We start from the raw sequence: 13,981 nt of genomic DNA, 5'->3' as shown, positions 1-13,981 counted from the left end.
AAGAGCTGCTGGCGCTTGTCCATAAAGCGCTAGCGGCCGAAATCATTCAGATTGACGAGCGAAGGGTTCCTGTATGCGCGCTGTAGAAATCACTGCCTTTGGCGCACCGGACGTGTTGCGCCTGGGTGAGCGGCCCAAGCCCCAGGCGGGGGAGGGCGAGTTGCTGATCCGTGTCAGCGCGAGCGGCATCAACCGGCCTGATGTGTTGCAGCGGCTGGGTCATTACGCACCGCCTCCGGGCACTTCGGATCTGCCGGGGCTGGAGGTGGCGGGTATCGTCGAAAGCGGCGATGCTGCTGCCCTGTCCCGAGCCGGGTTGAAGGTGGGCGACCGCGTTTGCGCGTTGGTCGCCGGTGGCGGCTATGCCGAGTGGTGCGTGGCGCCGGTCGAGCAATGCCTGCCGGTGCCGGCGGGGCTGACCGACATCGAGGCAGCGTCGTTGCCTGAAACCTTCTTCACGGTGTGGAGCAATGTGTTCGACCGGGGCCGTCTGCAAGCGGGCGAAACCCTGCTGGTGCAGGGTGGCACCAGCGGCATTGGCGTCACGGCGATCCAGCTGGCGCGCGCGTGGGGTGCCACGGTGATCGTGACGGCCGGCAGCGACGAAAAATGCGCTGCCTGTCTGGCGCTGGGCGCGCACCATGCCATCAACTACAAGACGCAGGACTTTGTCGAGGAAACCAAGCGCATCACCGCAGGCAAGGGCGTGGATGTGGTGCTCGACATGGTCGCGGGTGACTATGTGGCGCGCGAGGTGGAGTGTCTGGCCGAGGATGGCCGCCTGGTCATCATCGCCGTGCAGGGCGGGGTCAAGAGTGCCTTCAATGCGGGGCTGGTGCTGCGCCGCCGGTTGACCATCACGGGCTCGACCTTGCGGCCGCGCCCGGTGGCGTTCAAGGGGGCCATAGCGCGCGCGCTGCGTGAGCATGTCTGGCCCCTGATTGCTGCAGGCACGGTGCGCCCGGTCATCTACCGCACTTTCGCCGCCGCGGATGCGGCGCAGGCCCATGCGCTGATGGAATCCAACCAGCACACCGGCAAGATTGTTTTGACGTGGTCATCATGAAAAAGAAACTCATCGCAGGCAACTGGAAGATGAATGGCAGCCTGGCTGCCAACGAGGCGCTGGTGCGTGCCCTGATCAACGGCATGGGGCAGCCCGCTTGTGACGTGGCGGTGGCTGTGCCGGCGCCCTATCTGGCGCAGGTGGCGGGCATTGCGGCGGGTTCGGCGCTGGCGCTGGCCGCGCAGGATGTCTCGGTGCATGAAGCGGGCGCCTACACCGGCGAAACATCGGCGGCCATGCTCAAGGACTTTGGCGTGCGGTATGTGCTGGTGGGGCACTCCGAGCGCCGCCAGTACCACGGCGAGAGCGACACCGTGGTGGCCGTCAAGGCGCAACGGGCGCTGGCGGCAGGCATCACGCCCATTGTGTGTGTGGGCGAAACGCTGGCCGAACGGGAGGCCGGAGAGACCGAGGTGGTCGTGAAGCGCCAGCTGGCGGCCGTGATCCATCTCAATGGCCATTGCATCAGCGAAATCGTGGTTGCCTATGAGCCCGTCTGGGCCATTGGCACGGGACGCACGGCCTCGCCGGAGCAGGCCCAGCAGGTGCATGCCGTGCTGCGTGCGCAATTGGCTGCAGCCAGTGAGCACGCAGACCGGATTCGCCTGCTGTATGGCGGCAGCATGAACGCCGCCAACGCAGCGCAGTTGCTGGCGCAGCCCGACATCGACGGTGGCCTGGTGGGTGGCGCGGCACTGAAAGCCCAAGACTTTTTGCAAATTATTGCTGCAGCCCAATAAGGGCTTGCGCTTCAAGCTATTAAATCAGGAGTGAATTGAGAATGAACGTGCTTGTGAATGTGATTTTGGGTGTGCAGATGCTGACGGCTCTGGGCATGATCGGCCTGATCCTGGTCCAGCATGGCAAGGGTGCAGACATGGGTGCCGCTTTTGGTAGCGGCAGTTCGGGCAGCCTGTTTGGCGCCAGCGGCAGTGCCAACTTCCTCTCGCGCACCACGGGCGTGCTTGCCACGGTGTTCTTTGTGGCCACGTTGGCGCTGGCCTATTTTGGCAACGTGCGTCCAGCCGGTTCGGGCAGCGTGCTGGAAACGCCGGCCGCTGTGGCTCCGGCTGCTTCGGTGGACGCGCCTGCGGCTGCGGGTTCGAACGCAGCGATTCCCGCGCCTGCGGCTGCTGCCTCGGGTGCAGGGCAGATTCCGACGAAATAAACCGCAGTAAATTGGTTTTCTGTCTCCGGAGCAGGGTTTTTCCGGAGTAGAATTCCGGATTGTCTGGGAAGCCAAAACCGCAAGGTTCCTCATGCCATCCAGATAAAAAATCAGCCGTCGTGGTGAAATTGGTAGACACGCTATCTTGAGGGGGTAGTGGCGAAAGCTGTGCGAGTTCGAGTCTCGCCGACGGCACCAAAACAAAGGCCTGCCTGCATGACCCGGTCAGGGTTATCGCAGGTAAGGCCACAGCGGTGAGCACATCCTCCAGATGAACCTCGATCAGTACCTCCCCGTCCTTTTGTTTATTTTGGTCGGCATCGCCGTAGGTGTCGTCCCCTTGGCTCTGGGGTATGTGCTGGGTCCCAACCGCCCGGACGCCGCCAAAAACTCCCCTTACGAATGTGGCTTCGAAGCCTTCGAAGATGCGCGCATGAAGTTCGATGTGCGCTACTACCTCGTGGCCATTCTTTTCATTCTGTTCGATCTCGAAATTGCCTTCCTCTTTCCTTGGGCTGTCACGCTGCAGGATGTGGGATTGACCGGCTTTGTGGCCGTGGTGATCTTCCTGGCCATCCTCGTCGTGGGGTTCGCCTACGAGTGGAAAAAAGGCGCCCTGAATTGGGAATGAGCGGGCTTCAACAAGGACTGATGCAATGATTGAAGGCGTGATGAAGGAAGGCTTCATCACCACGAGTTACGACTCCGTGGTGAATTGGGCCAAGACCGGATCCCTGTGGCCCATGACCTTCGGTCTGGCGTGCTGCGCGGTCGAAATGATGCATGCCGCCGCTGCGCGCTACGACATCGGGCGCTTCGGTGCCGAGGTGTTTCGTGCCAGTCCGCGCCAGTCCGATCTGATGATCGTGGCGGGCACCCTGTGTAACAAGATGGCGCCGGCGCTGCGCAAGGTGTATGACCAGATGTCGGAGCCCCGCTGGGTTTTGTCGATGGGCTCGTGCGCCAATGGCGGTGGTTATTACCACTACAGCTATTCCGTTGTGCGCGGCTGCGATCGCATTGTGCCGGTCGATGTGTATGTGCCTGGCTGTCCGCCCACGGCTGAAGCGCTGATCTACGGCATCATCCAGCTGCAGCAGAAGATTCGCCGCACCAACACCATTGCTCGTGTCTGAAGGTTTGACAATGACTGCTGTTGCCATTCGGCCTGAAAAACTCAAAGACAACATTGCTGCGGCACTGGGCGCCAAGCTGCGCCAGATCACGGTGGCTTTGGATGAAGTTACCGTGGTGGTTGCCGCCGCCGACTACCTGGATGCCATGCGCATGCTGCGCGATGCCGATGGTTGCCGCTTCGAACAGCTCATCGACCTGTGCGGCGTTGACTATTCTGCGTATGCCGACGCCGTGAACGAAGGCGCCCGCTATTGCGTGGTGTCGCATCTGTTGTCCGTCAGCCTGAACCAGCGCGTGCGCGTCAAGGTGTTCTGCCCGGACGATGATTTCCCGGTCGTGGCTTCGGTCTCCGACTTGTGGAATTCGGCCAACTGGTATGAGCGCGAGGCCTTCGACCTGTTCGGCATCGTGTTTGATGGCCACAACGACCTGCGCCGCATCCTGACCGACTACGGGTTCATCGGTCACCCCTTCCGCAAGGATTTCCCGCTGTCCGGTCATGTGGAAATGCGCTACGACACCGAGCAACGGCGCGTGGTGTACGAGCCCGTGTCCATCGAGCCGCGCGAAATCACGCCCCGCATCATTCGCGAAGACAAGTACGGAGGCCTGCACTGAGCCGCTGGGCGTCTCATGTGATCCATCATGGCGGAAATCAAGAACTATTCCCTGAACTTTGGTCCGCAGCACCCGGCCGCGCACGGTGTGCTGCGTCTGGTGCTGGAGCTGGACGGCGAAGTGGTGCAACGCGCCGACCCGCACATTGGTCTGCTGCACCGCGCTACCGAAAAGCTGGCCGAGCACAAGACCTACATCCAGTCGCTGCCCTACATGGACCGGCTCGATTACGTCTCGATGATGTGCAACGAGCACGCCTACTGCCTGGCGATTGAAAAGCTGCTGGGCATCGAGGTGCCGCTGCGGGCGCAATACATCCGCGTGATGTTTGCAGAAATTACGCGGTTGCTGAATCACCTGATGTGGCTCGGTTCGCACGGCAACGATTGCGGCAGCTCTACCATCCTGATCTACACCTTCCGCGAGCGCGAAGACCTTTTTGACATGTACGAAGCCGTCTCCGGCGCGCGCATGCATGCGGCCTACTTCCGTCCAGGTGGTGTGTACCGCGATCTGCCTGACAGCATGCCGCAGTACAAGGTCAGCAAGATCAAGAATGCCAAGGCGCTGGAGGCCATGAACCAGAACCGCAAGGGTTCCTTGCTGGACTTCATCGACGACTTCACGCGGCGCTTTCCTGGCTGCATGGATGAGTATGAGACCCTGCTCACCGACAACCGCATCTGGAAACAGCGCACCGTGGGCATTGGTGTGGTGCCGCCCGAGCGCGCGCTGAATCTGGGCATGACCGGTCCCATGCTGCGGGGCTCTGGCATTGCGTGGGATCTGCGCAAGACGCAACCCTACGACGTGTACGACCGCGTGGATTTCGATGTGCCGGTTGGTAAAACAGGTGACTGCTACGACCGCTATCTGGTCCGCATGCAGGAAATGCGTGAGTCCAACCGCATCATCAAGCAGTGCGTCGACTGGCTGCGCGACAATCCCGGCCCGGTGATCACGGACAACCACAAGATCGCCCCGCCCGATCGCGAATCCATGAAGTCCAACATGGAAGAGCTGATCCACCATTTCAAGCTGTTCACTGAAGGGTTTCACGTTCCCGAGGGTGAGGCCTATGCGGCGGTCGAGCATCCCAAGGGAGAGTTTGGCATCTACCTGGTCAGCGACGGTGCCAACAAGCCGTATCGCCTGAAGATCCGCGCTCCCGGTTTTGCGCATCTGGCCACGCTGGATGAAATGGCCCGGGGCCACATGATTGCGGATGCCGTGGCCATCATTGGGACCATGGATATCGTGTTCGGAGAGATTGATCGATGATTACCGAAGCGACCAAAGCGCGATTCGCGCGTGAAGTGGCCAAGTACCCGGCGGAGCAGAAGCAGTCGGCCGTGATGGCCTGCCTGTCCATCGTGCAGCAGGAACAGGGCTTCGTGAGCGAAGCCAGTGAGGCCGGCATTGCCGAGTATCTGGGCATGCCGCAGATTGCCGTGCACGAAGTCACCACCTTCTACAACATGTACAACCAGCAAGCGGTGGGCAAATACAAGCTCAACGTCTGCACCAACCTGCCATGCCTGTTGCGTGATGGTGGCAAGGCGCTGGAGCATCTGGAGCACAAGCTGGGTATTTCCATGGGCGAAACCACGCCGGACGGCATGTTCACCCTGCAGCAATGCGAGTGCCTCGGTGCCTGCGCCGATGCGCCCGTGATGCTGGTGAACGACCGCAACATGTGCAGCTTCATGGGCAACGACAAGCTTGATCAGCTGGTGGACAGCCTGCGTGCAGCGGAGGCCAAGCAATGACTACGGCAGCCCAGGTGCTCGCACAATTTCAGGCGGCAGGTGTAGAGACCTGCTTCCACGACCGCCACATCACGCCCCAGATCTACGCGGGCCTGAATGGCTCCAACTGGAGCATCAAGGACTATGTAGCGCGTGGCGGCTACCAGGCGCTGCGCACCATCCTGGGCAAGGATGGTGGCGAAGGTCTCACGCAGGACCAGGTGATTGCGACCGTCAAGGAGTCCGGCCTGCGGGGCCGTGGCGGTGCGGGCTTTCCCACGGGTCTGAAGTGGAGCTTCATGCCGCGCCAGTTCCCCGGCCAGAAGTATCTGGTGTGCAACTCGGACGAGGGCGAGCCGGGTACATGCAAGGACCGCGACATCCTGATGTACAACCCGCACATCGTCATCGAGGGCATGATCATTGCTGCCTACGCGATGGGTATCAGCGTGGGCTACAACTACATTCACGGCGAAATCTTCCAGGTCTACGAGCGCTTTGAAGCCGCGCTGGAAGAGGCGCGTGCTGCGGGCTACCTGGGTGACGGCATCTTGGGCAGTGGCTTCAGCTTCCAGCTGCATGCGCACCATGGATTTGGTGCCTACATCTGTGGCGAGGAAACGGCCTTGCTCGAATCGCTGGAGGGCAAGAAGGGCCAGCCCCGCTTCAAGCCGCCATTTCCGGCCAGCTTTGGCCTTTATGGCAAGCCCACTACCATCAACAACACCGAAACGTTTGCTGCGGTGCCGTGGATCATCCGCAATGGTGGTGCTGCCTATCTGGCCTGCGGCAAGCCAAACAACGGTGGAACCAAGATTTTTTCGGTCAGTGGTGATGTGGAGCGGCCCGGCAACTACGAGGTGCCGATGGGCACGCCGTTTTCCAAGTTGCTCGAATTGGCCGGCGGTGTGCGCACCGGGCGCCAGCTCAAGGCGGTGATTCCGGGTGGCTCGTCGTCACCCGTGTTGCCGGCATCCATCATTATGGAATGCACCATGGACTATGACTCCATTGCCAAAGCTGGCTCCATGCTGGGTTCGGGTGCTGTGATCGTCATGGATGATTCGCGCTGCATGGTCGAGTCGCTCAAGCGCCTGTCTTATTTCTACATGCATGAGTCGTGCGGACAATGCACTCCGTGCCGCGAAGGCACTGGCTGGCTGTGGCGCCTGGTGGACCGCATCCACCGTGGCGAAGGGCGTCCTGCCGACATGGATGTGCTCGACTCCGTGGCCAGCAACATCATGGGCCGCACGATCTGCGCGCTGGGCGATGCCGCCGCAATGCCCGTGCGCGCCATGATCAAGCACTTCCGTCCCGAGTTTGAAGCGTTGATCCGGAACAAGACCCCTCAGGCTGCGCCCTCTGCCTGATCGCGAGAAAAGCATATGGTTGAAATTGAACTGGACGGTCAGAAGGTAGAAGTCACCGAGGGTTCCATGGTGATGCATGCAGCCGAAAAGGCCGGCACCTACATTCCTCACTTCTGCTACCACAAGAAGCTCTCGATTGCGGCCAATTGCCGCATGTGCCTGGTAGACGTCGAGAAGGCGCCCAAGCCGATGCCCGCATGTGCCACGCCGGTCACGCAAGGCATGATCGTGCGCACCAAGACCGACAAGGCCATTCAGGCGCAAAAGTCGGTCATGGAGTTCCTGCTCATCAACCACCCGCTGGATTGCCCCATCTGCGACCAGGGCGGCGAGTGCCAGTTGCAGGATCTGGCTGTGGGTTATGGCGCTTCCTCCTCGCGCTACGAGGAAGAAAAGCGCGTGGTCTTCCACAAGGACGTGGGCCCGCTGATCTCCATGGAGGAGATGAGCCGTTGCATCCACTGCACCCGCTGTGTGCGCTTCGGCCAGGAAGTGGCTGGCGTCATGGAGCTGGGCATGATCCATCGGGGCGAGCACTCCGAGATCACCACCGTGACGGGCGACACGATCGACTCCGAACTCTCGGGCAACATGATTGACATCTGCCCGGTGGGGGCGTTGACGAGCAAGCCGTTCCGCTACAGCGCCCGCACCTGGGAGTTGTCTCGCCGCAAGTCGGTCAGCCCCCATGACTCCACCGGGGCGAATCTCATCGTTCAGGTGAAGAATCACAAGGTCATGCGTGTCGTGCCCTTCGAGAACGAAGAGGTCAATGAATGCTGGATTGCGGACCGTGACCGCTTTTCGTACGAAGCGCTCAACAGCGACGAACGCCTGACCCGGCCCATGCTCAAGCAGGGCGGTGTCTGGAAGGAAGTCGACTGGCAGACCGCGCTGGAATACGTCGCAAACGGCCTCAAGAACATCAAGAATGACCATGGCGCTGGTGCCATTGGTGCCCTGGTCAGCCCGCACAGCACGCTGGAAGAGCTGTTTCTGGCCGGTGCGCTGGTTCGTGGTCTGGACAGCGAGAACATCGACTACCGTTTGCGCAACGCCGAATTCCCCGCGCCATCGGGCATTCGCTGGCTGGGGACCTCCATTGCCTCCTTGTCCACCTTGCAGCGCGTGCTGGTGGTGGGCTCGAACCTGCGCAAGGACCATCCGCTGTTTGCCCAGCGGATTCGCCAGGCAGCCCGCCATGGCTGTACGGTGAGTGCTATCGATTCTGAAGTCCGCGACTGGGCCATGCCCGTGGCGCACACGCTGGTGCTACCGTCCGGCGCTTGGGAGCAGGCGCTGGCTGGCGTCGCTGCCGCGATTGCACAGGAAAAAGGCGTGCAGGCCCCCGTTGGCTCGGTCCAGGCGGGTGATTCCGCGCTGGCTATCGCCCGCTCCCTGCTGGGCGGCGAGCGAAAGGCCATCTTGCTGGGGAACGCTGCCGCGCACCATGCGCATGCCAGCCGCTTGCTGGCGTTGGCGCAATGGATCGGAGAGCAGACGGGTGCCACGGTAGGCTACCTCACCGAGGCAGCCAACACGGTGGGTGCGCAAGTTGCGGGTGCGATGCCCGGGCATGGCGGCCTGAATGCTGGCCAGATGCTCGGTGGCAGCCTGAAAGCCGCCATCCTTTTGAACACAGAACCCGCCTTTGATGCGGCCGGTGGTGAAGCTGCCTGCCAGGCGCTGGCCAACATCGACATGGTGGTCACGCTGAGCCCGTTCAAGGCCAACATGGCTTTCAGCGATGTGCTGCTGCCGATCGCTCCGTTTACCGAAACGTCGGGCAGCTTTGTGAACGCAGAAGGTCGCTTGCAGAGTTTCCATGCGGTCGTTCGGCCGTTGGGTGAAACCCGGCCCGGCTGGAAAGTGCTGCGGGTGTTGGCCAATCTGCTGAACGTTCCGGGTTTCGATTTCGAGACGTCCCAGGAAGTGCTGGCACGGGCTAGCAACACTGCAGCCGGTGGCACCGCGGTGGTTCCGTCCTCGTTGTTGAGCAATGCGCAGGCCTTGCTGCCACAGGCTGAAGGGCATGTGGTGGGAGAGCCGGTCGTGGCATCCATCTACCAGCTCGATGGGCTGGTGCGCCGGGCCACTTCGTTGCAACTGACGGCAGATGCCCGTCGTGCACAGGAAGGAGCCGCGGCATGATTGATGCAATCCACAACGCAGGTCTGAACCTGTTGGGCTATGGTTGGTGGACCGGCATCGTCTGGCCGGTTCTCTGGATTCTTTTGAAGATTGTGGTGATCCTGGCGCCGTTGATGGGGGCGGTCGCCTACTTGACGCTGTGGGAGCGCAAGCTGCTGGGCTTCATGCAGGTGCGCCACGGTCCCAACCGTGTCGGCCCGATGGGCTTGCTGCAACCCATTGCGGATGCGCTCAAACTCCTGACCAAGGAAATCATCCAGCCGACCGCCGCCAGCAAGGGGTTGTTTGTGTTGGGTCCTGTCATGGCGATCATGCCTGCGCTGGCGGCCTGGGTTGCGATCCCCTTCGGTCCGGACGTTGCCCTCGCCAATGTGAACGCGGGCTTGCTGCTGGTGATGGCCATCACGTCCATCGAAGTCTATGGCGTGATCATTGCAGGTTGGGCTTCCAACTCCAAGTACGCCTTTCTGGGTGCGCTGCGTGCTTCTGCACAGATGGTCAGCTATGAAATTGCCATGGGGTTCTGCTTCCTGGTGGTGATCATGGTGTCGGGCAGCATGAACCTGACCGAGATCGTGATGGGGCAGGGGCGCGGCATGGCGGCGGACAAGGGCTTGGTTTTCCTGTCATGGAACTGGTTGCCACTGCTGCCGATTTTCCTTGTCTATCTGATTTCCGGCGTGGCTGAAACCAACCGCCATCCCTTTGACGTGGTCGAGGGCGAAGCGGAAATCGTGGCCGGTCACATGGTCGAATATTCGGGCATGGGCTTCGCCATCTTCTTCCTGGCCGAATACGCCAGCATGTGGCTGGTGTCCATCCTTGCTGCGCTGATGTTCCTGGGTGGCTGGCTCTCGCCAATCGACAGCGCACTGTTCAACTGGATTCCTGGCTGGATCTGGCTGGGTCTGAAGACATTTTTGGTGGTGTCGATGTTCATCTGGATCCGGGCGACTTTCCCCCGTTTTCGTTATGACCAGATCATGCGTCTGGGCTGGAAGATCTTTATTCCAGTCACGCTGGTGTGGCTGCTGATCGTTGGCGGGTGGTTGCTCTCGCCTTGGAATATCTGGAAATAAGCGGGGACACAAATGACTGCTGTTGCTGCTGCTGCACCTTTCTCGTTCAAAGACTTTTTCAAGAGCTTCATGCTCGTGGAGCTGCTCAAGGGCATGGCCCTGACCGGCCGTTATGCCTTTCGCCGCAAGGTGACCGTGCAGTTCCCCGAAGAGAAGACGCCCTTGTCGCCGCGTTTTCGGGGGCTGCACGCTTTGCGACGCTATGACAACGGTGAAGAGCGTTGCATTGCCTGCAAGCTGTGCGAGGCGGTTTGTCCGGCGATGGCCATCACCATCGAATCGGATGTGCGTGAGGACGGGTCTCGCCGTACCACGCGCTACGACATTGATCTGACCAAATGCATCTTTTGCGGCTTTTGCGAAGAGAGTTGCCCGGTCGACTCGATCGTCGAGACGCATATCCTCGAATACCACGGGGAAAAGCGCGGCGACCTGTATTTCACCAAAGACATGCTGTTGGCGGTGGGTGATCGCTATGAAGGTGAAATCGCCGCGGCCAAGGCCGCTGACGCCAAGTACCGCTAACGCGGTTTTGCTGCGAATTCCCTAGGCCAGACTTTCTACAAAGAACCGATTCATGGACGCCAAGACTGGTTTTTTCTATCTCTTCTCGGTCGTGCTGCTGTTTGCAGCCTTCCGGGTGATTACCGCGCGCAATCCGGTGCATGCGGTACTGCACCTCATCCTGGCTTTCTCTCAGGCTGCGGCGATCTGGTTGTTGCTGAAGGCGGAGTTTCTGGCCATCGTGCTGGTGCTTGTGTATCTGGGCGCGGTCATGGTGCTGTTCCTGTTCGTGGTGATGATGCTGGACATCCACATCGACACGATCCGCAAGGGGTTCTGGAAGCATTTCCCGCTGGCCGCCTTCGTCGGCGCCATGATTGCCCTGGAAATGGCGGCGGTGCTCATCGGCGGATTCCGGGGCATGGATGAACCCAAGGCGGCAGCGGTGGTACTGGATGTGGCCGGCCAGGTAGTTCCCTATTCCAACGCCAAGGCGCTGGGTAAGTTGCTCTACACGGAATATCTGTACCCCGTGGAGATTGCTGCCGTCATTTTGCTCGTGGCCATGATTGCCGCCATTGCACTGACCCTGCGCCAGCGCAAGGACACCAAGGCGATCGACCCCTCGACGCAGGTCAGGGTGCGGGCCCGCGATCGTCTGCAGGTCGTGAAGCTTGCGGCAACCCAGAAGCCTGGCCCCGAGGTTGCCAGCGAGCCCGCGGGCGAGGAGAAAAAAGCATGACATTGACGCTGGGCCACTTTCTTTCTCTGGGCGCCATGTTGTTCGCCCTTGCCGTGATCGGTATTTTCCTCAACCGCAAGAATCTGATCGTTCTGCTGATGGCGATCGAGTTGATGCTGCTTGCGGTCAACATGAATTTCGTGGCGTTCTCCCACTATCTGGGCGACATGCACGGCCAGGTGTTCGTGTTTTTCATCCTGACAGTGGCGGCGGCCGAGTCGGCCATCGGTCTGGCCATTCTGGTGCTGTTGTTCCGCAACAAGTCCAGCATCAACGCGGACGAACTCAACACCCTCAAGGGTTGAGTCGCCCGTAATCCCAAGGTTCTCAAGAATGAGTCAAACCCTCTCTGCTTCAACGCTTCTGGCGGTTCCGTTGGCGCCGCTGGCGGGCGCCTTGCTGGCCGGTATCTTCGGTACCACGTTTGGCGGCAACTGGATTGGTCGTCGCCTCAGCCACACGCTGACCATCCTGGGTGTGCTGGTCGCATTCATCCTTTCGGCCATGACGCTCAAGAGCGTGGCGCTGGATGGCGCGCGCTTTAACGAGACGCTCTACACCTGGATGGTGGTGGGTGGGCTGAAGATGGAAGTCGGCTTCCTGATCGACAGCCTCACTGCCATGATGATGGTCGTGGTTACCTTCGTGTCGCTCATGGTGCACATCTACACCATTGGCTATATGGAAGAGGATGACGGCTACAACCGTTTCTTTGCCTACATTTCGCTGTTCACGTTCTCCATGCTCATGCTGGTCATGAGCAACAACCTGCTGCAGCTTTTCTTTGGCTGGGAAGCGGTGGGGCTGGTTTCGTATCTGCTGATCGGCTTCTGGTTCAACAAGCCGTCGGCCATCTTCGCCAACATGAAGGCCTTCCTGGTCAATCGCGTGGGTGACTTCGGTTTCATCCTGGGCATCGGCCTGATTGCGGCATACACCGGAACCCTCAATTACGGCGAAGTGTTTGGCAAAACGGCCGATCTGGGCGGGCTGGTGTTCCCGGGTACCGACTGGATGCTCATCACGGTCATCTGCATTTGCCTGTTTATCGGCGCCATGGGTAAGTCGGCCCAGTTCCCGCTGCATGTGTGGCTACCCGATTCGATGGAAGGCCCAACCCCCATCTCGGCGCTGATTCACGCGGCCACGATGGTGACGGCCGGCATCTTCATGGTGGCCCGCATGTCGCCGTTGTTCGAGCTGAGCGACACCGCGCTGAACTTCATCCTGGTGATTGGCGCTATCACCGCCCTGTTCATGGGCTTCCTGGGCATCATCCAGAATGACATCAAGCGCGTGGTGGCCTATTCCACCTTGTCGCAGCTCGGCTACATGACGGTGGCGCTGGGTGCGTCGGCTTACTCGGTGGCCGTGTTCCATCTGATGACGCATGCTTTCTTCAAGGCCTTGCTGTTCCTCGGTGCTGGCTCGGTCATCATGGGCATGCACCACAACCAGGACATCCGCTGGATGGGTGGCGTGCGCAAGTACATGCCCATCACCTGGATCACCTCGCTGCTCGGTTCACTGGCACTGATTGGCACGCCCCTGTTCTCGGGTTTCTACTCCAAGGACAGCATCATCGAGGCCGTCCACTTCAGTCACTTGCCTGCTGCAGGGTTTGCCCACTTCGCCGTGTTGGCGGGGGTGTTCGTCACGGCGTTCTATTCCTTCCGCATGTATTTTCTGGTGTTCCACGGCAAGGAACGTTATGACCAGAATCCGGATGCACACCATGGCGATCACCATCAAGCGCATGATGACCACCATGGCCACGATGCCAAGCCGCATGAGTCTCCCTGGGTGGTGACGGTGCCTCTGGTGCTGCTTGCCATTCCTTCGGTGGTGGTCGGCTTCATGTTTATTCAGCCGATGCTGTTTGGTGACTTCTTCAAGGACGTGATCTTTGTGGATGCAGTCAAACATCCCGCCATGGCCAAGCTGGCCGAGATCTTCCACGGTCCCATGGGCATGGCCCTGCATGGGCTGCAGACGGCGCCGTTCTGGCTGGCGCTGGCGGGGGTTGCGCTGTCCTACTACATGTACATGGTCAATCCCGCGTTGCCAAGGGCCATCAAGGCGCGCCTGCAACCGCTCCATGCGTTGCTGGATAACAAGTACTACCTGGACTGGATCAACGAAAACATCCTGGCGCGTGGTGCCCGGGCGCTTGGCACCGGTCTGTGGAAAGTGGGAGACCAGGCCATCATTGACGGTGCCGTGGTCAACGGATCGTGGAAACTGGTGCGCTGGGTGTCCGGCGTCGTGCGCTGGATGCAGACAGGTTTCATCTTCCACTATGCCCTGGTGATGATTCTGGGTGTGTTTGCGCTGATGACCTGGTTTGTCTGGCGCGACTATTTCCTGCAGCTCATCAAATAAGGAAAAGAACAAA

General features: G+C 60.4%; 15 protein-coding genes and 1 tRNA gene. All 16 read left to right on the top strand.

Features of this window, described 5'->3' with window-relative positions:
• Positions 1 to 73 precede the first annotated feature (73 nt).
• Positions 74 to 1,066 (top strand): NAD(P)H-quinone oxidoreductase, encoded by a 993-nt coding sequence (locus CBP34_RS13980; protein WP_094098392.1) that lies wholly within the window; start codon positions 74 to 76, stop codon positions 1,064 to 1,066.
• Positions 1,063 to 1,806, top strand: coding sequence for a triose-phosphate isomerase (gene tpiA / locus CBP34_RS13975; RefSeq protein ID WP_094098391.1), 744 nt, complete (start codon positions 1,063 to 1,065; stop codon positions 1,804 to 1,806). Before CBP34_RS13980 ends, tpiA begins: the two co-directional genes overlap by 4 nt.
• A gap of 41 nt (positions 1,807 to 1,847) precedes the next feature.
• On the top strand, positions 1,848 to 2,234 hold the full coding sequence (gene secG, locus CBP34_RS13970) for a preprotein translocase subunit SecG (protein WP_086912982.1): 387 nt from the start codon (positions 1,848 to 1,850) through the stop codon (positions 2,232 to 2,234).
• Positions 2,235 to 2,347: 113 nt separating this feature from the next.
• Positions 2,348 to 2,432: transfer RNA gene (locus tag CBP34_RS13965), tRNA-Leu, on the top strand.
• 73 nt (positions 2,433 to 2,505) lie between these two features.
• The gene (locus CBP34_RS13960) at positions 2,506 to 2,865 is read left to right on the top strand and encodes an NADH-quinone oxidoreductase subunit A (protein ID WP_086912981.1); all 360 of its coding nucleotides are present in this window, start codon (positions 2,506 to 2,508) and stop codon (positions 2,863 to 2,865) included.
• 25 nt (positions 2,866 to 2,890) lie between these two features.
• Positions 2,891 to 3,370: a NuoB/complex I 20 kDa subunit family protein gene (locus CBP34_RS13955; RefSeq protein WP_007849129.1), complete on the top strand. Its 480-nt coding sequence runs from the start codon at positions 2,891 to 2,893 to the stop codon at positions 3,368 to 3,370.
• Positions 3,371 to 3,380: 10 nt separating this feature from the next.
• Entirely contained in the window at positions 3,381 to 3,989 is a 609-nt protein-coding gene (locus CBP34_RS13950) for an NADH-quinone oxidoreductase subunit C (protein WP_094098390.1), read from the top strand.
• 27 nt (positions 3,990 to 4,016) lie between these two features.
• On the top strand, positions 4,017 to 5,270 hold the full coding sequence (locus CBP34_RS13945; protein ID WP_086912980.1) for an NADH-quinone oxidoreductase subunit D: 1,254 nt from the start codon (positions 4,017 to 4,019) through the stop codon (positions 5,268 to 5,270).
• Positions 5,267 to 5,758, top strand: coding sequence for an NADH-quinone oxidoreductase subunit NuoE family protein (locus CBP34_RS13940; protein WP_094098389.1), 492 nt, complete (start codon positions 5,267 to 5,269; stop codon positions 5,756 to 5,758). The genes CBP34_RS13945 and CBP34_RS13940 overlap by 4 nt, the downstream gene beginning before the upstream one ends.
• Positions 5,755 to 7,110, top strand: coding sequence for an NADH-quinone oxidoreductase subunit NuoF (nuoF, locus tag CBP34_RS13935; RefSeq protein ID WP_086912978.1), 1,356 nt, complete (start codon positions 5,755 to 5,757; stop codon positions 7,108 to 7,110). The genes CBP34_RS13940 and nuoF overlap by 4 nt, the downstream gene beginning before the upstream one ends.
• 15 nt (positions 7,111 to 7,125) lie before the next feature.
• A complete protein-coding gene (gene nuoG / locus CBP34_RS13930; RefSeq protein WP_094098388.1) occupies positions 7,126 to 9,261 on the top strand; it encodes an NADH-quinone oxidoreductase subunit NuoG in 2,136 nt (711 codons plus the stop codon).
• The gene (gene nuoH, locus CBP34_RS13925) at positions 9,258 to 10,340 is read left to right on the top strand and encodes an NADH-quinone oxidoreductase subunit NuoH (RefSeq protein ID WP_094098387.1); all 1,083 of its coding nucleotides are present in this window, start codon (positions 9,258 to 9,260) and stop codon (positions 10,338 to 10,340) included. Before nuoG ends, nuoH begins: the two co-directional genes overlap by 4 nt.
• A 12-nt stretch (positions 10,341 to 10,352) precedes the next feature.
• On the top strand, positions 10,353 to 10,865 hold the full coding sequence (gene nuoI, locus CBP34_RS13920; protein WP_086912975.1) for an NADH-quinone oxidoreductase subunit NuoI: 513 nt from the start codon (positions 10,353 to 10,355) through the stop codon (positions 10,863 to 10,865).
• 52 nt (positions 10,866 to 10,917) lie between these two features.
• The gene (locus CBP34_RS13915; RefSeq protein ID WP_094098386.1) at positions 10,918 to 11,586 is read left to right on the top strand and encodes an NADH-quinone oxidoreductase subunit J; all 669 of its coding nucleotides are present in this window, start codon (positions 10,918 to 10,920) and stop codon (positions 11,584 to 11,586) included.
• Positions 11,583 to 11,891 (top strand): NADH-quinone oxidoreductase subunit NuoK, encoded by a 309-nt coding sequence (gene nuoK, locus CBP34_RS13910; protein ID WP_086912973.1) that lies wholly within the window; start codon positions 11,583 to 11,585, stop codon positions 11,889 to 11,891. The genes CBP34_RS13915 and nuoK overlap by 4 nt, the downstream gene beginning before the upstream one ends.
• A gap of 28 nt (positions 11,892 to 11,919) precedes the next feature.
• A complete protein-coding gene (gene nuoL / locus CBP34_RS13905; RefSeq protein ID WP_094098385.1) occupies positions 11,920 to 13,968 on the top strand; it encodes an NADH-quinone oxidoreductase subunit L in 2,049 nt (682 codons plus the stop codon).
• The last annotated feature ends 13 nt before the right edge of the window (positions 13,969 to 13,981 follow it).

The sequence above is a fragment of the Acidovorax carolinensis genome (assembly GCF_002157145.1).
Classification (GTDB): Bacteria; Pseudomonadota; Gammaproteobacteria; order Burkholderiales; family Burkholderiaceae_C; genus Acidovorax; species Acidovorax carolinensis.
This window is presented reverse-complemented; position numbering and strand designations above follow the sequence as displayed.

Coding starts and splice junctions, on each gene's coding strand:
- CBP34_RS13980 (WP_094098392.1), top strand. CDS start 74: ATGCGCGCTGTAGAAATCACTGCCTTTGGCGCACCGGACGTGTTGCGC.
- tpiA (WP_094098391.1), top strand. CDS start 1,063: ATGAAAAAGAAACTCATCGCAGGCAACTGGAAGATGAATGGCAGCCTG.
- secG (WP_086912982.1), top strand. CDS start 1,848: ATGAACGTGCTTGTGAATGTGATTTTGGGTGTGCAGATGCTGACGGCT.
- CBP34_RS13960 (WP_086912981.1), top strand. CDS start 2,506: ATGAACCTCGATCAGTACCTCCCCGTCCTTTTGTTTATTTTGGTCGGC.
- CBP34_RS13955 (WP_007849129.1), top strand. CDS start 2,891: ATGATTGAAGGCGTGATGAAGGAAGGCTTCATCACCACGAGTTACGAC.
- CBP34_RS13950 (WP_094098390.1), top strand. CDS start 3,381: ATGACTGCTGTTGCCATTCGGCCTGAAAAACTCAAAGACAACATTGCT.
- CBP34_RS13945 (WP_086912980.1), top strand. CDS start 4,017: ATGGCGGAAATCAAGAACTATTCCCTGAACTTTGGTCCGCAGCACCCG.
- CBP34_RS13940 (WP_094098389.1), top strand. CDS start 5,267: ATGATTACCGAAGCGACCAAAGCGCGATTCGCGCGTGAAGTGGCCAAG.
- nuoF (WP_086912978.1), top strand. CDS start 5,755: ATGACTACGGCAGCCCAGGTGCTCGCACAATTTCAGGCGGCAGGTGTA.
- nuoG (WP_094098388.1), top strand. CDS start 7,126: ATGGTTGAAATTGAACTGGACGGTCAGAAGGTAGAAGTCACCGAGGGT.
- nuoH (WP_094098387.1), top strand. CDS start 9,258: ATGATTGATGCAATCCACAACGCAGGTCTGAACCTGTTGGGCTATGGT.
- nuoI (WP_086912975.1), top strand. CDS start 10,353: ATGACTGCTGTTGCTGCTGCTGCACCTTTCTCGTTCAAAGACTTTTTC.
- CBP34_RS13915 (WP_094098386.1), top strand. CDS start 10,918: ATGGACGCCAAGACTGGTTTTTTCTATCTCTTCTCGGTCGTGCTGCTG.
- nuoK (WP_086912973.1), top strand. CDS start 11,583: ATGACATTGACGCTGGGCCACTTTCTTTCTCTGGGCGCCATGTTGTTC.
- nuoL (WP_094098385.1), top strand. CDS start 11,920: ATGAGTCAAACCCTCTCTGCTTCAACGCTTCTGGCGGTTCCGTTGGCG.